Here is a 16,269-nt window from a genome sequence, read left to right as displayed (position 1 = left end):
CACACCCCCAACCCGTTCCGTAAAAAATAGTCTGCAACAAAACCTTCTGCTAACGTCTCTCCTGTCGGCTCCACCGAACAGGAGTGATCCCCGTGCCCACCTCCGCCCGCACCCCCTCCCGCCAGCTCGCCCTCGGCGTCCTCGCCACCGGCATGCTCATGACGATCCTCGACGGCAGCATCGTCACCGTCGCGATGCCCGCCATCCAGAGCGACCTCGGCTTCACCCCCGTCGGCCTCAGCTGGGTCGTCAACGCCTACCTGATCGCCTTCGGCTCGCTCCTGCTCCTCGCCGGCCGCCTCGGCGACCTGATCGGCCGCAAGCGGATGTTCCTCGTGGGCACCGGGATCTTCACCGCCGCCTCCCTCCTCGCCGGGGTCGCCACCTCCCCCGGCGTCCTCATCGCGGCCCGCTTCCTCCAGGGCGTCGGCAGCGCGATGTCCTCCGCCGTCGGCCTCGGCATCCTCGTCACGCTCTTCACCGTGCCGCGCGAACGGGCCCGCGCCATCGCCGTGTTCAGCTTCACCGGCGCCGCGGGCGCCTCCCTCGGCCAGGTCCTCGGCGGCATCCTCACCGATGCCCTCACCTGGAACTGGATCTTCTTCATCAACCTGCCCATCGGCCTCGCCACCCTCCTCGTGGCCCTCCGCGCCCTTCCCTCCGACCAAGGCCTCGGGCTCAGGGCCGGCGCCGACGTCCTCGGCGCGGTGCTCGTCACCACCGGCCTCATGACCGGCATCTACGCGGTCGTCAAGATCGAGGAGTACGGGGCCGGTTCGGCGCACACCCTGGGCCTCGGCGCCCTCGCGCTCGCCCTCCTGGCGGGCTTCCTCGTCCGCCAGGCGAAGACCGCGAACCCGCTCATGCCCCTGCGGATCCTCCGCTCGCGCAGCGTCTCCGGCGCCAACGCCGTCCAGATGCTGATGGTCGCCGCGCTCTTCTCCTTCCAGATCCTCGTCGCCCTCTACCTGCAGAAGGTCCTCGGGTACGGGGCCGCCGAGACCGGTCTCGCGATGCTGCCGGCCGCGGCCGTCATCGGCGCCGTCTCCCTCGGTGTCTCGGCCCGCCTCATCGCCCGCTTCGGCGAGCGGAACGTCCTGGTCACCGGCCTCCTCCTGCTCGTCGGCGTCCTCGGCCTGCTGACCCGCGTCCCCGTCCACGCCTCCTACGTCACCGACCTGCTCCCCGTGATGCTGCTCGCCGCCGGGTTCGGCCTGGCGCTCCCCGCCCTCACCTCACTCGCCATGTCGGGCGCCGAGGAGAAGGACGCGGGCCTCGCCTCCGGCCTCTTCAACACCACCCAGCAGATCGGCATGGCCCTCGGCATCGCCGTCCTCTCCACCCTGGCCGCCACCCGCACCGAGAGCCTCACCGCGGCCGGCCGACCCGCCGCCGAGGCCCTGACCGGCGGCTACCACCTGGCCTTCGCCGTCGGCGCCGGTCTCCTGCTCGCCGCCCTGGCCATCGCCTTCACCGTCCTGCACCGCCCCGAGAAGCCGGAGGCGACGGAGACGACGAACGAGGCGAAGGAGGCGAAGGAGGCGAAGGAGGCGAAGACCCCCGCGACAATGGCGGCATGAGAGCCGACCGACTCGTCGCCGCCCTGCTCTTCCTCCAGACCCGGCAGCGCGTCACCGCCGCCGAGCTGGCCGCGGAACTGGACGTGTCCGAGCGCACCGCACGCCGGGATCTCGAAGCTCTCGCGAGCTCCGGGATCCCGGTGTACTCGCAGGCGGGCCAGGGCGGCGGCTGGTCCCTCGTCGGCGGAGCCCGTACCGACCTGACCGGACTCACCGCCCCCGAGATCCGCGCGCTGTTCCTGCTGACCGGGCCGGACACCGGCGCGAGCCCGCAGACCCGGACCGCCCTGCGGAAGCTCGTACGGGCCCTGCCCCCGACCCTCCGGGAGGGCGCCGAGGCCGCCGCCCGCGCGGGGATCTCCGACAGCACCGACTGGGCGGGCACGGACACCGAGGAAGCCCGACTCGCCCCGCTGCAGCGGGCGGTGGTCGAGGCCAGGGAGGTCAGGATCGGGTACGCCCGGCCCGGCCGCGAGCCGCGCGAGCGGACCGTCCAGCCGCTGGGGATCGCCGCGAAGTCCGGGATCCGCTACCTGGTCGCCGGCACCGAGCACGGCCTGCGGACCTTCCGGATCGACCGCGTCACCTCCGTGACCGAGACCGGCGCCCCCGCCGTACGCCCGGAGGGCTTCGATCTGCCCACCGCCTGGCGCGCGCTCGCCGCCCGGATGGAGGACCGGCTGGTCGCCGCGACGGTACGGGGCCGTGCCGGGCCCGGCACGGAGCCGGTCCTGGAGGGCCTGCTCGGCAGGCGGATACGGTTCGGGGAGCGCGCCCCGGACGGCTGGACGCCGATCGAGGCCGACGGGCCCTCCCCCGAGGTGATCGCCGCCCAACTGGCGGGCCTCGGCGCCCGCGTGGAACTCCTCGACCCGCCGGAGGCACGTACGGCCCTCGCCCGCATAGGAGCCGAACTCACCCTGCTCTACGGGCAGTCGACGCCTCAAGCCACTCCGGCAGCTCCTCCGCGTGCACCAGCGTCAACCGGGACACCGCCCGGGTGAGCGCCACGTACAGCCGGTTCGGTCCGCGCGCCTCGGCCGCCACGATCGCGGCCGGTTCGACCACGACGACATGGTCGAACTCCAGGCCCTTGACGACGCTCGCGGGCAGCACGGTCACCCGGTCCTCCGCCGTCCCGCCCTCCCGTACCGCCTTCTCCACCCCGCCGACCAGGCCGTCGGCCGTGATCACCCCCACCGAGCCCTCCGCCGTGAGCGCCTCGCGCACCGCTTCAAGAGCGGCGGCGTGGAGGTCCGTCGCCCGCAGGACGGTCACCTCGCCGTCCTTGCGGACGGACCGACCCGCGGGTACGTCCGCGCCCAGGTGCGGCAGGAGCCGGTTGGCGAGGTCCACGATCGCGGCCGGGACCCGGTAGCCGAGGGTGAGCGGCACCACGGGCGCCCCGGCCTTGCCCAGATGGGCCAGTTGCTCGTCCCAGTCACGGGCCGCCCACGGCGTGGTGCCCTGCGCCAGGTCGCCGAGGACGGTCAGCGAGCCGAACTCGGTGCGCCGGGCGATCGCCCGGCACTCCATGGGCGAGAGGTCCTGGGCCTCGTCGACGACGACATGGCCGTAGCTCTCGGGCCGTTCGATCAGACCCGCGAGCTCGTCGAGGAGCACGAGGTCGGCGGCCGTCCAGCGCGCCGAGCGGTACGAGCGCGGCGGCCGCTCCCAGCGGATCGCCGCCCGCTCGTCCTCCGCGAGCACTCCGTCGGAGGCGCCGGAGGGGTCCGTGAGGAAGGCCGCCAGCACCTCCTCCGGGCTCGCCTTCGGCCAGCACGCGTCGAGGAACGCCGTCACCGCCCGTGCCCGCTCGATCCGCCGCGCCCAGGCCGCGCCCATGGGCCCCCAACGGCGTTCGGCGCGGAGCTGGAGGGCCCGGACGATCCGGGCGCGGACCCGCTCGCGGCCCGTCGCGTAGGGCGGCGCCTCCTCCCGTACGGCCGCGACGATCCCGGCGAGCTGCGCGGCCGGCAGCCGCCAGTGCGACGCGCCGTCCCGCACCGCGAGGTCGTCCGCCGGAGCCGGATCGACCCTGCCGTACAGCGCGCGGTGCAGCACCTGCGCCATCCGGGCGTCGTGCTTGACCCGGGCCGCCGCCCCGCCGTCCTCGGCGCGCACCGGGTGCCGGGCGATCTCGTCGTCGAGGGTGGCCTGCCGGACCCCGGTCTCGCCGAGCGAGGGCAGCACCTCGGAGATGTACGAGAGGAACGCGCGGTGGGGTCCGAGGACGAGGAGCCCGGAGCGGCGGATCCGCTGCGGATGTGTGTAGAGGAGGTACGCGGCCCGGTGCAGGCCCACGGCGGTCTTGCCGGTGCCGGGCGCGCCCTGCACGCACAGGGAGGCGGCCGGGTCGGAGCGTACGAGATCGTCCTGTTCGGGCTGGATGGTGGCCGCGATGTCCCGCATCGGGCCCACCCGGGGCCGCTCGATCTCCCCGGCGAGCAGCGCGCTGACCGTCACCGCCCCGCCGGCCGTGAGCTGTTCGTCCTCCAGCGCGGTCAGGTCCTCCGAAACGCCCTTGCTGTACGGGGCCCAGCCGAAGCGGCGGCGCCGGAGGACGCCCTGCGGGTCGCGGGCGCCTGCCTGGTAGTAGGCGCGGGAGACGGGCGCGCGCCAGTCGACGACGAGCGGCGGGGCGGCCGGGTCCTCGCCGATCCGGCGGCGGCCGATGTGGTGGACCTGACCGTCGTCGAGGTCGAGTCGGCCGAAGAACAGCGGGCCCGGCGGCTGTTCGCGCATCTCCTTGGCGCGGCTGCGCAGATGCCGGCCGAGCGCTTCGGCGTCGGCACCGGACGCGGCGGTGTCCTCGCCGATGACGACCTGCTCGGCGACGTCCTCGGTCATCCGGGTCAGGACGGCACGGCAGGCGTCGTGATGGGCGCGTTCGCGGGCGAGCTCGAAATCCAGTGACGTCATTCCGGCAAGCCTAACCGAAAACGTTACTGGGTTACATTTTTTACTTGTCTACGAGATCCGGGTACGCCGTTCAGTAGGGGAGCCCCTCCCGCAGCGCCCGGAAGGCGAGCCCCGCCGCCGCCACCGCGTCCGCCGCCACCGCGTCGGCCGTCTCCCCGCCCGCGATCCGGGCCGTGTTCTCCTCCGCGAGGACCCGGAGCACGGTCACGATCTGCCCGGCGGCGAGCCGTGCGAGTAGAGGATCGCCCACCCCCTCCGCACCACCGGCCAGCGCGCCCGCCAGGGCCTCCTCCGACCTCACCCGGTACGCGTGGAGGCGCCCGACCAGCGCCGGAGTGCCGTACAGGAGCCGGAGGTAGCGCAGGACCGAAGGGTGGTCGCAGAGCCCGGTGACCGGGTCGCGCCGGGCGAGGCCGTCGAGCAGGTGCGCGTACAGCGCGTCGAGCGGAGCCGTACCGGCCGCCCGCGCCGCGGTCACCACCCGGGCCGACTCGTCCTCGTGATCGGCGAACCGGTGGAGGACCAGGTCCTCCTTGGCCGGGAAGTACCGGAAGAGCGTCGGCTTGGAGACCTCGGCGGCGGCCGCCACCTCCGCGACCGAGACGGCGTCGAAGCCCCGCTCCAGGAAGAGCGCGACGGCAGCGTCCGACAGGGCCTGCCGGGTGCGCTCCTTCTTCCGTTCACGCAGCCCGGGGGCGCCGGCGGCCTCACGGTCCGGGGTCATGAGGCACGCCCTTCCACCAGCACGGCGACCCCGTCCAGGATCCGGGTGAGGCCGAAGCGGAACTCGGCCTCGGGTTCGTCGGCGACGTCCATCACGCCCGACTCCAGCATGCGCGCCACCTCCGGGTACTTCTCCGGGTCGGCGAGCCGTCGCAGGGTGCGGCCGTAGCGGGCGACGACCTCCTCCGGGGCCGCGTCGCCACCGGCGATGACGGTGGCGAGGTCGGCCATGACCAACGCGTCGCTCCGGACGAAACCGCCGACCAACAGGGTCACCGAGATCTTGCCGCCCGCGTCGAGGCCGGTGCCCTCCAGGGCGACGAGGGCCTTCTCCCACCAGGCGACCAGGTTCGGCGTCGCGGGCGGGCCCGAGACGGGGAGCCGCAGGATCCAGAGGTTGCGGAGGTAGACCTCGCGGATCCCCCAGGCCCAGGCCTCCAGCGCCTCGCGCCAGCCGGTGCCGGGCGGGAAGAGCTCGGGCGGGGCGCCCGTGGCGGCCTCCTGCATGAGGACGTACAGCTCGCTCTTGGCGGAGACGTACCGGTAGAGCGACATCGTCGAGGCGCCGAGCTCCTTGGCGACCCGACCCATGGAGACGGCGCCGATCCCCTCGGTCGAGGCGAGGGAGACGGCAGCGTCGACGATCCGGTCCAGGGTCAGACCGGGCTTGGGGCCCTTCGAGGGGCGCTCCCGCAACCCCCAGGCCGCCTCGATGCTCGGCGGCAGAAAGCTCCCGCCGTCACCGACGGCGGAACCACCGTCACCGGCGCCTCCACCCGCACGCCCCTCGCCGTTCGTCGTCACAACCCGCCACCTCCCGGCCACCTCGCACGCTTGACGTCCATCCTAGTAATGCGTAACCCTTACGCAGTAACGCGTACGACATACGCAGTACGGTTGAGCAGTCCACACGCCCAGGGAGCACACCCATGCCTCCGGCCATCGAAGCCATCGCCCTGACCAAGACCTACGGAGACGTCCGCGTCCTCGACGCCCTCGACCTCCACGTCCCGCGCGGCACCGTCTTCGCCCTCCTCGGCCCCAACGGCGCCGGGAAGACCACGACCGTCCGCATCCTCGCCACCCTCACCCGGCCCGACGCCGGCCACGCGCGCGTGGCCGGGCACGACGTCGTCACCGCACGCTCCCGGGTCCGCCGCGCGATCAGCCTCACCGGACAGTTCGCCGCCGTCGACGAGAACCAGACCGGCACCGAGAACCTGTGGACGGCCGCCCGGCTCTCCGGCCTCTCCCGCCCCGCCGCCGCCCGCCGCGCCGCCGAACTCCTCGAACGCTTCGGCCTCACCGAGGCCGGCGACCGCCTCACCAAGACGTACTCCGGCGGCATGCGCCGCCGCCTGGACCTCGCCGCCGGTCTCGTCCGCGACCCGGGCGCGACCCAGGTGATGTTCCTCGACGAACCGACCACCGGACTCGACCCGCGCAGCCGCCGGGAACTGTGGGAGGTCGTCCGCGAACTCTCCGACGGCGGTACGACGGTCTTCCTCACCACCCAGTACCTGGAGGAGGCGGACCGGCTGGCCGACCGGATCGCGGTCCTCGGCAGGGGCCGCACCCTCGCCGAGGGCACTCCCGCCGACCTCAAGGCCCGGTACGCCGCCCACCGCCTCGACGTCGTGGCCCACGACGAGGAGAGCCGCCTGCGGCTCAGCACGCTCGCGGGCCCCACCGCCGCCCACGACCCCGAGACCCGCACGCTCGGCATCCCCACCGACGGCAGCGCCGGTCACGTACGAGCACTGCTCGACGCGCTCGACCCCGAGCGCCGGGACATCGCCCGCTTCAGCCTGCACACGGCCACGCTCGACGACGTCTTCCTGACCCTCACGGCCGACAAGCCCCCCACCGCCGACAGGAACCCCACCGCCGACCAGGAGGCCACTCGTGTCTGACACGCTCACCGCCGCGAGCACCCTCGCCGGGCGCGGCATCCGCCTCAGCCGCCGCAACCTCGACGCCGTCATCACCTCGATGATGCTGCCGATCATGCTGATGCTGATCTTCGTCTACTTCTTCGGCGGAGCCATCGACACCGGCACCCGGTACGTCACCTACGTCGTCCCCGGAGTACTCGTCCTCTGCGCCGGATTCGGCGCGGCAGGCACCGCGGTCTCCGTCAGCGAGGACATGCGGCTCGGGGTCGTCGACCGCTTCCGCACGCTCGACGTCGGCGGGACGCCCTTCCTCGCCGGACACGTCGCCGCCGCCGTCACCCGCAACGCGCTCTCGACCACGCTCGTCCTCGCCGCCGCCTTCGCCATCGGCTTCCGCCCGGCCGCCACACCGGGCGGCTGGCTCGCGGCGATCGGACTGCTGCTCGCCTACATCACCGCCGTGTCCTGGCTCTCGGCGGCGATCGGCCTGGTCGCCAGGACGGCGGAGGCGGCCGGCGCGGTCACCTTCTTCATGATGTTCCTGCCGTATCCGAGCAGCGCGTTCGTGCCGATCGACACCATGCCGAGCTGGCTCCACGGCTTCGCCGAGCACCAGCCGGTGACCCCGCTGATCGAGTCCATGCGGGGCCTGCTGCTCGACCAGCCGGTCGGCAACTCGCCGTGGATCGCCCTGGGTTGGTGCGTGGGCCTGCTCGCCCTGGCGCTCGCCGCGTCAGGGTTCCTCTTCCGGCTCCGTACCCGCTGACCCCCTGCGGGGATCAGAAGATGTCGGGCGAGAAGGGCCGCAGCGAGGTACGGAAGAGCAGATCGGCGCGGGCGGCCGCGCCGGCCGTCAGCTCCTCGACGCGCCCGACCCGGGAGAGCCGTACCGCCGACTCGTCGCCGAAGGCGAGCGTGCTCAACTCGGCGATGCCGAAGGCGAGATCGGCGGACTCGGTCGTACGGACACAGGAGACGCCGTCCGGAGAGGCGTCCAGACGGAAACGCCCACCGGCGAAACCGGCCCCGTCCCCCTCCCCGGCCCCGTCCCGCACGTCGAGCACGAGGCTGTCCGCCACCGGGTACGTCCTGCTCTCCAGGACCCGGACGACGTCCAGGACCCGCACCCACAGCATGTCCGCATGCGTCAGCAGCTTCGCGGCACGCGGGTCCGGCAGGAGCAGCGGCAGCGGGTCGTCGGGGGCCCGGTAGCCGGAGCGGACGGTGCCGATCCAGTCGATCGAGCAGAGGTAGTGCCACAGCGCCCGCTCGGCGGCCGGGGTGACGGCGATCAGGTCCCGCACGGTCGCCGTGTTCATCGGCTGCTTGGCGTCGTCCCACTTGTCGTCGGCCGTGTAGGCCGCATAGCCCTCGACCTCGCCGGACTCCGCCCGGTACACCGCGTAGAACGGCTCCCGCCACGGCTCGCTCTGCACCCCGAGCCCGGTGCCGACCTCCCAGTCGCGCGGGGAACGGTTGGTCACCCCGGCGCGGACACCGGCGAGCCGGCGGTGCGTCTCGGGGCCGATCTTGCGGATCTCGTCGGCGTCGGTCAGATCGATCCGGCCGCCGTCCTCCGGACGGCCCGAGCGGCGCGGGTCGAGCCCGGTCCGGCGGACGTCCACGCTCCACTCGCTGCACCAGCTGGCCGGGCCGAAGCCGTACCGCCCGTAGATCGGGTACTCGGCGGCGATCAGGGTGGCGATCGCGTCGCCCCGCTCCTTCGCGGCGGCCAGGTCGGAGGTCATCATCCGGCTGAGCAGCCCGCGCCTGCGGTGCGTCGGGGCCACGGTGACCTGGGTGATCGCGTCGGCCGTGAGGCTGCCGCCGCCGACCGTGCTGACCTCCTGCCGGAACGACCGGAAGGTGGCGACGAGACGGTCCCCGTCGAAGGCCCCGAGCGTCCGCGCGAGGTCGACGTGCGCCAGCCGGTCGGCGACCTCCGCGTCGGTCACGACCGGCGGGCGGAGGAACCCGGTGCGCAGGGCACACTGCCAGTCGGGGAACTCGGACTCCGTCACCGCGCGTACGTCGACAGTCATCCTTCGACCCTACGCACGGCCCCGGCGCACCCGCATCCGAGTTTCCCCGCGCCCACCCGGAAGCCCCGCGGCCCGGCCTCCGCGGCCTCGTCCGCGGCTCACGCCAGCAGATCGTCGACCTGCGCCTCGCCCTCCCGGTAGCGGCGGGCGATCTCCCCGCTGCAGTCGTCGGCGGTCCGCTGGAGGTGCTGCCGGCGCCGGGAGATCTGCTGCTCGTAGCCCGCGAGCCGCCCCATCCCCGCGTGCAGCTCGTCGTCCGTACGGGCCGTCAGGTCCGACAGCTCGACCTCCGACAGCATCTCGGCCGCCAGCCGCCGGTACTCCTCGCTGCGCGGCGTCGACAGCGTCACGTGCCGGGCCGAGCTGCGGTGCCGCGAGGGCACGTCGGCGAGGATCTCGGAGAGCCGGTCGAGGACCGAGGCCTCCGGATCGGTCCGCCGTGCCAGCTCGGCCCGCAGGATGTCGATACGGCCCTGAAGCATCCGCCGTACGTAGCTCAGGTCGGCCTCGTCGCTCTGCGCGTCGCGGCGCAGCGCGCGCAGCTCGGGCAGCCGCAGCGCGCCCAGTTCGGGCTGGGTCCGGTCCGGCAGGGCCGGTTCGGCGGTCCTCTGTACGGGTGGGCGGGTGCCCGGGCCTCCGCCCGGTCCACCGCCCCTGGTTCCGGCGCGGATCAGCGGTACGGGGCCGGACGGCGTCGGCCCGGTGCCAGGTGCACTCATGAGAATCGTCCCCTCGACCGGTGCGGAGCCGCACCGCCTGACACGCATGGTGCCACTCCTGCACGCGCGCGTGCAGGCGCTCTGCACCCGTTCGGCCCCTCATCCGCCGGACTGGTGGCCGCTCGGTAGGTTGGGGCGTATGCGTGCAGTGGTGCAGAGGGTGGACGGCGCGAGCGTCGTCGTCGCAGGGGAGACCGTCGGTGAGATCACCGGCGAGGGCTTGTGCGTGCTGGTCGGGGTGACCCATGACGACACCCCGGAGAAGGCCGCCCAATTGGCCAGAAAGCTCTGGTCCGTCCGGGTACTGGACGACGAGAAGTCGTGCTCGGACGTGAACGCGCCGCTGCTCGTCATCTCCCAGTTCACGCTCTACGGCGACGCCCGCAAGGGCCGCCGCCCCACCTGGAACGCGGCCGCGCCCGGCCCGGTGGCCGAGCCCCTCGTGGACGAGGTCGTGGCCCGGCTGCGCGAACTGGGCGCGCACGTGGAGACGGGCCGGTTCGGAGCGGACATGCGCGTCTCGCTCACGAATCACGGCCCGTTCACGGTGCTGATCGACGTCTGACCCACCGGGAGAGCTCCGGCCCGCCGGGACGCTCTGCCCCGCCGGGAAACCCGGGTCCTACGGCTCGACGACGGTCTCCTGCGCGGCGGCCGTCGTCCCGGCGATCAGCGGGGCGTCCACCGGCACGTTCCGCTTCACCAGCGCCAGGGCGATCGGCCCCAGCTCGTGGTGGCGGACGGAGCTGGTCACGAAGCCGAGCTGGCGGCCCTCCTCGCCGTCGGCGGCGAGCCGGAGCGGGGTGCCGTGCCCGGGCAGCAGCACCTCGCTGCCGTCCAGGTGCAGGAAGACCAGGCGGCGCGGCGGCTTCCCCAGGTTCTGCACCCGGGCGACGGTCTCCTGGCCCCGGTAGCAGCCCTTCTGCAGGTGGACGGCGCTGCCGATGAGGCCGACCTCGTGCGGGATGGTCCGGTGGTCGGTCTCGAAGCCGAGCCGGGGCCGGTGGGCCTCGACGCGCAGCGCCTCGTACGCGAGGATGCCGGCGGCCGGCCCGTGGGAGGCCGCGAAGGACTCCAGGTCGGCGCGGGGCACGAACAGGTCGCGGCCGTGCGGGGTCTCCCGTACGACGGCTCCCGCGGGCACCTCGGCGATGGAACCGGCCGGGAGGTGGACGACGGCGATGTCGTCCGTACGGTCGGCGACCTCGACGCGGTAGAAGAACTTCATCGACTCCAGGTACGCGACGAGCTCCTCCCGCGTCCCCGGCTCGACGTGCGCCCACACCGTCTCGCCGTCGTCGACGAGGTACAGGGCGTGCTCGATGTGCCCGTTCGCCGAGAGGATCAGCGCCTCGGTGGCCTGTCCGGGCGCCAGGTCGGTCATGTGCTGGGTGACGAGCAGGTGCAGCCAGCTCAGCCGGTCGTCACCGGTGACGGCGACGACACCGCGGTGCGAGAGGTCGACGAAACCGCGTCCGTCGGCGAGGGCGCGCTGCTCACGGAACAGGTCGCCGTAGTGCGCGGCGACACCTTCGTCGCGGCCTTCGGCGGCGACGGCGCCGGGCAGGGACAGCAGAGGGCTCTTCATGGAAGAAAGCCTACGACTCGGCGCGGGAGTCCTACGGGGCGCGGTCGCCGCCGGTCGCCTCGGTGGGCCTCTCCGCGGCCCGGGTGGCCTCCGCGGCAGCCTCCGTCGACTTCTTCGCGCAGTTCCCGCACCGCCCGAAGATGGCGAAGTGCTTCATGTCGGTCTCGAAGCCGAAGGTCTCGCGGAGTTTCCCGGTGAACTCGGCGGCCACCGAGACGTCCGCCTCGATCACCTCGGAGCAGTCCCGGCAGACCAGGTGCAGATGGTGGTGCCGGTCGGCGAGGTGGTACGTCGGAGCCCCGTGCCCCAGATGGGCGTGGCTCACCAGCCCGAGCTCCTCCAGGAGCTCCAGGGTCCGGTAGACGGTGGAGATGTTCACCCCGGACGCGGTCCTGCGGACCTCGACGAGGATGTCGTCGGGCGTCGCGTGCTCCAGCGCGTCGACGGCCTCCAGGACAAGCTGACGCTGCGGCGTCAGCCGATAGCCGCGCTGCCGCAGGTCGCTTTTCCAGTCGGTGCTCACCACGCCCCCCAGTGTAAGAGGGCGCGGTGCGCCACCCCAGGGTCTAGCGGAAGAAGGCGATGCCGTCGTCCGGCAGGTCGCCGAGGTTGCGGGCCATCTCCGCGACCTCTTCCGGCGTCACGACCTTCTTCAGGTGGGCCGACATGTACGGCCGCAGCGGGACCTCGGGGGTCGCCTTCTCGCCCACCCACATGAGGTCGCTCTTGACGTAGCCGTAGAGCCGCTTGCCACCGGAGTACGGGCCCGAGGCCGCGGTGCGGGCGACGGCGTCCGTCGCCAGGTCGATCTGCGGCTTCTGGTCGGCGAGCTCGCCGTACCAGATCTCGACGATGCCCTGGTCGCGGACCATGACGACCTCGACCTTGCGGTCCTTGTCGATGCGCCAGTAGCCGCTCTCGCTCTCCAGCGGACGGACCTTGTTGCCCTCGTTGTCCAGGACCCAGGAGTGGGACGTGTACTCAAGGAAGTCACGGCCGTCGTGGCTGAACGTCACGGACTGGCCGAAGTTGCACTTCTCGGCGCCGGGGAAGTCGGCGACGCCCGCGCCCTCCCACGTGCCGAGCAGGAACGCGAGGGGGACGAGCTCCGGGTTGAGGTCGGACGGGATCTCGATCATGAGCAGCTCTGGCGTTCTCTAGGAGTGGTTGGCGAGGGGTGTTAGCGCTGACCCTGGTACAGCTTCTTCACAACCAGTCCGGTGAAGGCGAGCACGCCGACGGCGACCAGGACCAGCAGGGTTTCGAAGAAAACGATCACAGGGTGCTCCTCGACTGAGCAGTGAAGGCGGAACGGGCCGGACCCCAGCTTAGTGGGCGGGGGCCCGGCCCACTCGGTGAGGTGGGTCTCGCGCGCTGTGACCGCTCGGCGGCTATCCGAGCAGCTGCGCCTGGAGGGCGACGGTCTGCTGGAACGGCACGGTGAGGGCCTCACCCTTGCGGGTCTGGGTGATCAGAGCGAGCGTGTCGCCGGCCTGGATGTAGGCCCAGCGGGTGTGCTCCGGGCCGTACGGCTTCCGCTCGTCGTAGGAGTACACCGAGAGGAAGGGAACCCTGACGTCCCGCAAGGAGTCGTCCAGCGTCTCGCCCTCGACACCGTCCGGGAGCCTGCTGCCGCGGGTGCCCGTGTCCAGGACGTCGTCCTTGAACGCCTCCGCGAACGCGACCGACGAGAACCGCAGCAGGTACACCCGGCTGGCCGTCCCGTCCGTAGTCGTCCAGCCGCGAGCGGCGATGTGCCGCAGGGCGGAGTCGGCCAGGGCCTCCTTCACCGCGACCCGGTCGTCGGCGTAGAAGTGGGTGAGGTAGGTGTCGAGGCCGATCCAGCCGCCGTTCAGCGCGGGGTCGACCGTGGCGCCCTCAGGCGCGGGCAGTACGAGCTTCCGCAGGTCGGCGTGGTGGATCTCGCCGTCGTTGCCGTCGGTGAACGGGCGCTGGACCCCCTCGGGCAGCGCCGGAAGGACGAGCTTCGGGTAGGTCCAGCGGCCGTCGGACTCCGTCGCGAGACCGGGGACGTCATGGCGGTCCATGGCGGTGATCCCCATGGCCGCACCGGTCCCCACGCCGCCGCACACGAGAACGGCGGCGGTCCACCGGGCGATGCCCCGGAGCAGGGGCCGCCGGGACTTCTTCGGCGCGGGCGCGGGCTCGGTCACGGGCTCGGTCACCGGCTCGGTCACCGGCTCGGGAGCGGCCTGGGACTGGCCCTGGGCTTCGGCCTGGGTCTGCGGCTCGGGCTTCGGCTCGGCCTGGGTCTGCAGCTCGGGCTTCGGCTCGGCCTGGGTCTGCGGCTCGGGCTTCGGCTCGGGCTTCGGCTCGATCGGGGCCTCGGTAGAAGAACCGTTCTGGGTCTGGGTCTGCTCGGTCATACGTACTCCCCCGGGGACTCGATGTGGTCGAGCTGCTTCTTCAGCAGGTCCGCCACGGCCGCCCGGTCGAACGGCTTGGCACTCGCCGCCGTGACCGCGACCATGACCTCGGAGTCGTAGGCGACGCAGACCATGCCGTCCAGCTGCTCCTCCCGCTCCTTCTTCTTCAGCGTCTTGTCCTCGGGCACCAGGTAGCAGGCCGCGTTCCTGTGGTCCTTCACCTTGGGCCCCTTCGGGAACTCCAGGGCCTCCAAGACGTCCTTGCGCAGGGTGAAGCTGTCCTTGATCCGCTTCTTGTCCTTCATCCGCGTGATGACGACGGAGGTGACGGCGGCATCGCCCAGGTCGCTGAAGGTACGCACCGCGACGCCCTGGATGCCGAGCCGGTCGACCGCCTTCTCGTACGCACGCCGCTTCTTGCCCGAGAGCCCTTCGCCCCCCTGCTTCATCAGCGCGACGGCCTCCCTCTCGCCGAGCTCGCCGTCGTTCCCGTACAGCTCGTGGTCGGGACCGAGCTCGTACCCGGCCGGCACGGGCAGCAGCAGCTTGCTCAGCGGCGTCCCGGCCTTGCCGCGCGCGGCGGTCCCGGCAGGGTCCTTGTCGGCGGCGGTCGTCTCCGCCGGGGCCCACACCTCCGTCGGCGCGGTCCGGTCGGCGGAGGAGACGGTGACGGCGGTGTACGCCACACCGCCCCCGGCCACGCCGAGGACGAGCACGGAGGGCAGCACGATCCCGAGCAGGACGCGGCGCGCACCGCGCCTCCTCTTCGGCGGCTGCTCGACGGGCACGGCCTCGTCGACGGGTACGGTCACGTCGTTCCGGTCCTCACTCACAGGCGCCCCAGCTGTCGCTCGGCCAGCGAACGGATGTCCTTCTCCGGGATCTTCTTCGTGTCGAAGATCATGATCTCGACCGCGATGTCGCCGCGGTGGAAGTAGGCCCTGGCCTGGTACACGTCGAAGTAGCCGGCCTCCCGGTGCACGGGGAAGACGTAGTAGCGGCCGTCGGCGGAGCCCTTGAGCGTCTCGCCCTCGCTGTTCGCGTAGTCCTCGTCGGGCATGTAGCCGTGCTGGTCCTCGACGTAGTCCTGCGCACCGAGGCCGTCGCCGGACCGGTACTGGATCAGGCGGATCTCGGTCGCCCGGTCCTTGCCCGACTCCCAGGACGTGACCGCGACGCGACGAATTCCCAGCTCCAGCTGGTAGCTCAGCGCGTTCCCGGGCCGCTCGAAGTCGGAGGCGAAGTCGGCGACCGGCATCCAGCCGTCGCGGTCCGCGAACTCGGCCTTCCTCGCCCCCGCGGGCTTCGGCAGCAGCAGCTTCCGCAGGTCGCCCTGCGCCTTCGCCTGAAGGTCCTCCGAGGCCGGGAGCGGATCCGGCTCCTGACCCTTCGGGAGGGGCTTCGGGTAGGCGAGGTCCGGCTGATTGAGGGCCGGAAGCGCGGTCGGTTCGCGGTCGGCCTGGATGCCGTAGCCGACGGCGGTGCCACCGACGAGGCCGAGGACGGTGGCGACGGCGATCAGCCCGACGGTACGAAGGACGCGGCGGCGCGGCCGGGCGACCGGAGGGGCGGTTTCCGCCCCGGTCTCCGGCTCCGGCGGTGGTGCAGTATCCGGATTTTGGATACTTTCTTCGATGCTCAAGAGTCCCCCCACGAGACCTGAAGCGCGGATTCCGATATCCACGCACACAGCTGACACGCGAGGGACGCATGAGGTTGCAGCGCATCGCATTACAGTTCGGCATATGCCGAAGAAGCTCGTGATCAAGGTGACCGCGGGGGCCGAGGCCCCCGAACGCTGCTCCCAGGCCTTCACGGTGGCCGCCGTGGCCGCCGCCAGCGGCGTCGAGGTCTCGCTCTGGCTGACCGGCGAGTCCTCGTGGTTCGCCCTCCCGGGCCGCGCCGCCGAGTTCGAGCTCCCGCACGCCGCGCCGCTGCCGGACCTGATCGACGGAATCGTGGCGGGCGGGGGCCGCATCACGGTCTGCACGCAGTGCGCGGCCCGCCGCGACATCGAGGAGAAGGACCTCCTGGAGGGCTTCCGCATCGCCGGCGCGCAACTCTTCGTCCAGGAGGCGATGGCGGACGAGACGCAGGCGCTCGTCTACTGAGCGGGGGAGCTACTCCCGGCGCTTCTTGCCGTCCAGCTCGTCCCACCACTCGTCCGACTTCGGGTCTCCCGAGGGGTCGTCCCACCAGCGATCCTCCGGGCCCCGGCGGTTCGCGACCATCGCGGCGATCGGGGGGATGACCATGGCGACCACGCACATGCCGATGGCCACCGGCATCGAGAAGAGGCGCACGACGGCCCAGGCGCCCACGAAGAGCAGCAGGCAGGCGCCCATCATCCAGAAATAGACGTGGCGACGTCGTGCGTACACACCTTCAGGGTACGACCGAAGGGCCGTGCCTC

Annotated in this window: 18 protein-coding genes; 6 read left to right on the top strand and 12 right to left on the bottom strand. The window is 72.4% G+C overall.

Features of this window, described 5'->3' with window-relative positions; translation table 11 throughout:
- Nucleotides 1-152 precede the first annotated feature (152 nt).
- Nucleotides 153-1,580, top strand: a complete 1,428-nt coding sequence (locus tag OG514_RS14560) for an MFS transporter (protein WP_266900851.1) — start codon at nucleotides 153-155, stop codon at nucleotides 1,578-1,580.
- Nucleotides 1,577-2,584: a YafY family protein gene (locus tag OG514_RS14555; RefSeq protein WP_266894632.1), complete on the top strand. Its 1,008-nt coding sequence runs from the start codon at nucleotides 1,577-1,579 to the stop codon at nucleotides 2,582-2,584. The genes OG514_RS14560 and OG514_RS14555 overlap by 4 nt, the downstream gene beginning before the upstream one ends.
- Here the strand turns inward: OG514_RS14555 and OG514_RS14550 are convergent.
- From OG514_RS14550 to OG514_RS14540, 3 genes are all read right to left on the bottom strand, one after another.
- Nucleotides 2,496-4,502, bottom strand: coding sequence for an ATP-binding domain-containing protein (locus OG514_RS14550; protein ID WP_266894630.1), 2,007 nt, complete (start codon nucleotides 4,500-4,502; stop codon nucleotides 2,496-2,498). The genes OG514_RS14555 and OG514_RS14550 overlap by 89 nt on opposite strands.
- Nucleotides 4,503-4,572: 70 nt before the next feature.
- Nucleotides 4,573-5,226: a TetR/AcrR family transcriptional regulator gene (locus tag OG514_RS14545; RefSeq protein WP_266894628.1), complete on the bottom strand. Its 654-nt coding sequence runs from the start codon at nucleotides 5,224-5,226 to the stop codon at nucleotides 4,573-4,575.
- On the bottom strand, nucleotides 5,223-5,951 hold the full coding sequence (locus OG514_RS14540) for a TetR/AcrR family transcriptional regulator (RefSeq protein ID WP_266900850.1): 729 nt from the start codon (nucleotides 5,949-5,951) through the stop codon (nucleotides 5,223-5,225). The genes OG514_RS14545 and OG514_RS14540 overlap by 4 nt, the downstream gene beginning before the upstream one ends.
- A gap of 203 nt (nucleotides 5,952-6,154) precedes the next feature.
- Here OG514_RS14540 and OG514_RS14535 point away from each other — a divergent pair, with 203 nt between their 5' ends.
- Entirely contained in the window at nucleotides 6,155-7,138 is a 984-nt protein-coding gene (locus OG514_RS14535) for an ATP-binding cassette domain-containing protein (protein WP_266894626.1), read from the top strand.
- The gene (locus OG514_RS14530) at nucleotides 7,131-7,886 is read left to right on the top strand and encodes an ABC transporter permease (RefSeq protein WP_266894624.1); all 756 of its coding nucleotides are present in this window, start codon (nucleotides 7,131-7,133) and stop codon (nucleotides 7,884-7,886) included. Before OG514_RS14535 ends, OG514_RS14530 begins: the two co-directional genes overlap by 8 nt.
- 13 nt (nucleotides 7,887-7,899) lie before the next feature.
- Here OG514_RS14530 and OG514_RS14525 read toward each other — a convergent pair whose 3' ends face one another.
- Entirely contained in the window at nucleotides 7,900-9,162 is a 1,263-nt protein-coding gene (locus OG514_RS14525) for a GNAT family N-acetyltransferase (RefSeq protein WP_266894622.1), read from the bottom strand.
- Between the two features lie 98 nt (nucleotides 9,163-9,260).
- Nucleotides 9,261-9,881, bottom strand: a complete 621-nt coding sequence (locus OG514_RS14520) for an ABC transporter substrate-binding protein (RefSeq protein WP_266894620.1) — start codon at nucleotides 9,879-9,881, stop codon at nucleotides 9,261-9,263.
- A gap of 139 nt (nucleotides 9,882-10,020) precedes the next feature.
- Here OG514_RS14520 and dtd point away from each other — a divergent pair, with 139 nt between their 5' ends.
- Nucleotides 10,021-10,446, top strand: a complete 426-nt coding sequence (dtd, locus tag OG514_RS14515) for a D-aminoacyl-tRNA deacylase (RefSeq protein ID WP_266894618.1) — start codon at nucleotides 10,021-10,023, stop codon at nucleotides 10,444-10,446.
- 57 nt (nucleotides 10,447-10,503) lie between these two features.
- On the opposite strand, the gene OG514_RS14510 is transcribed toward dtd, so the two are convergent.
- The 6 genes from OG514_RS14510 to OG514_RS14485 all read right to left on the bottom strand — a co-directional run bounded on the left by OG514_RS14510 (nucleotide 10,504) and on the right by OG514_RS14485 (nucleotide 15,498).
- Nucleotides 10,504-11,469 carry a folate-binding protein YgfZ gene (locus OG514_RS14510; RefSeq protein WP_266894616.1) on the bottom strand — a complete coding sequence of 322 codons (966 nt, stop codon included), beginning with the start codon at nucleotides 11,467-11,469 and terminating at the stop codon, nucleotides 10,504-10,506.
- A 31-nt stretch (nucleotides 11,470-11,500) separates the two neighbouring features.
- Nucleotides 11,501-11,995, bottom strand: coding sequence for a Fur family transcriptional regulator (locus OG514_RS14505; protein WP_266894614.1), 495 nt, complete (start codon nucleotides 11,993-11,995; stop codon nucleotides 11,501-11,503).
- Between the two features lie 40 nt (nucleotides 11,996-12,035).
- Complete coding sequence (locus OG514_RS14500) at nucleotides 12,036-12,608, bottom strand: FABP family protein (RefSeq protein WP_266894612.1); 573 nt, start codon at nucleotides 12,606-12,608, stop codon at nucleotides 12,036-12,038.
- A 252-nt stretch (nucleotides 12,609-12,860) separates the two neighbouring features.
- Nucleotides 12,861-13,856 carry a procyclic acidic repetitive family protein gene (locus OG514_RS14495; RefSeq protein ID WP_266894610.1) on the bottom strand — a complete coding sequence of 332 codons (996 nt, stop codon included), beginning with the start codon at nucleotides 13,854-13,856 and terminating at the stop codon, nucleotides 12,861-12,863.
- On the bottom strand, nucleotides 13,853-14,668 hold the full coding sequence (locus OG514_RS14490) for a hypothetical protein (RefSeq protein ID WP_266894608.1): 816 nt from the start codon (nucleotides 14,666-14,668) through the stop codon (nucleotides 13,853-13,855). The genes OG514_RS14495 and OG514_RS14490 overlap by 4 nt, the downstream gene beginning before the upstream one ends.
- A gap of 17 nt (nucleotides 14,669-14,685) precedes the next feature.
- On the bottom strand, nucleotides 14,686-15,498 hold the full coding sequence (locus tag OG514_RS14485; protein ID WP_266894606.1) for a hypothetical protein: 813 nt from the start codon (nucleotides 15,496-15,498) through the stop codon (nucleotides 14,686-14,688).
- A 103-nt stretch (nucleotides 15,499-15,601) separates the two neighbouring features.
- Between OG514_RS14485 and OG514_RS14480 the strand changes: the two genes are divergently transcribed.
- Nucleotides 15,602-15,967 (top strand): DsrE family protein, encoded by a 366-nt coding sequence (locus OG514_RS14480; protein ID WP_055600546.1) that lies wholly within the window; start codon nucleotides 15,602-15,604, stop codon nucleotides 15,965-15,967.
- Between the two features lie 9 nt (nucleotides 15,968-15,976).
- Here OG514_RS14480 and OG514_RS14475 read toward each other — a convergent pair whose 3' ends face one another.
- Nucleotides 15,977-16,237, bottom strand: a complete 261-nt coding sequence (locus OG514_RS14475) for a DUF3099 domain-containing protein (protein WP_266894601.1) — start codon at nucleotides 16,235-16,237, stop codon at nucleotides 15,977-15,979.
- Nucleotides 16,238-16,269: the final 32 nt, after the last annotated feature.

The sequence above is a fragment of the Streptomyces sp. NBC_00572 genome (assembly GCF_026341815.1).
GTDB lineage: Bacteria > Actinomycetota > Actinomycetes > Streptomycetales > Streptomycetaceae > Streptomyces.
The sequence above is the reverse complement of the archived record's forward strand: the minus strand, read 5'-3'. Positions and strand labels throughout refer to the sequence as shown.

Bases quoted from the DNA above. Each gene is read 5' to 3' on its own strand.
- OG514_RS14560 (WP_266900851.1), top strand. From the start codon at position 153: ATGCTCATGACGATCCTCGACGGCAGCATCGTCACCGTCGCGATGCCC.
- OG514_RS14555 (WP_266894632.1), top strand. From the start codon at position 1,577: ATGAGAGCCGACCGACTCGTCGCCGCCCTGCTCTTCCTCCAGACCCGG.
- OG514_RS14550 (WP_266894630.1), bottom strand. From the start codon at position 4,502: ATGACGTCACTGGATTTCGAGCTCGCCCGCGAACGCGCCCATCACGAC.
- OG514_RS14545 (WP_266894628.1), bottom strand. From the start codon at position 5,226: ATGACCCCGGACCGTGAGGCCGCCGGCGCCCCCGGGCTGCGTGAACGG.
- OG514_RS14535 (WP_266894626.1), top strand. From the start codon at position 6,155: ATGCCTCCGGCCATCGAAGCCATCGCCCTGACCAAGACCTACGGAGAC.
- OG514_RS14525 (WP_266894622.1), bottom strand. From the start codon at position 9,162: ATGACTGTCGACGTACGCGCGGTGACGGAGTCCGAGTTCCCCGACTGG.
- OG514_RS14520 (WP_266894620.1), bottom strand. From the start codon at position 9,881: ATGAGTGCACCTGGCACCGGGCCGACGCCGTCCGGCCCCGTACCGCTG.
- dtd (WP_266894618.1), top strand. From the start codon at position 10,021: ATGCGTGCAGTGGTGCAGAGGGTGGACGGCGCGAGCGTCGTCGTCGCA.
- OG514_RS14510 (WP_266894616.1), bottom strand. From the start codon at position 11,469: ATGAAGAGCCCTCTGCTGTCCCTGCCCGGCGCCGTCGCCGCCGAAGGC.
- OG514_RS14500 (WP_266894612.1), bottom strand. From the start codon at position 12,608: ATGATCGAGATCCCGTCCGACCTCAACCCGGAGCTCGTCCCCCTCGCG.
- OG514_RS14495 (WP_266894610.1), bottom strand. From the start codon at position 13,856: ATGACCGAGCAGACCCAGACCCAGAACGGTTCTTCTACCGAGGCCCCG.
- OG514_RS14480 (WP_055600546.1), top strand. From the start codon at position 15,602: ATGCCGAAGAAGCTCGTGATCAAGGTGACCGCGGGGGCCGAGGCCCCC.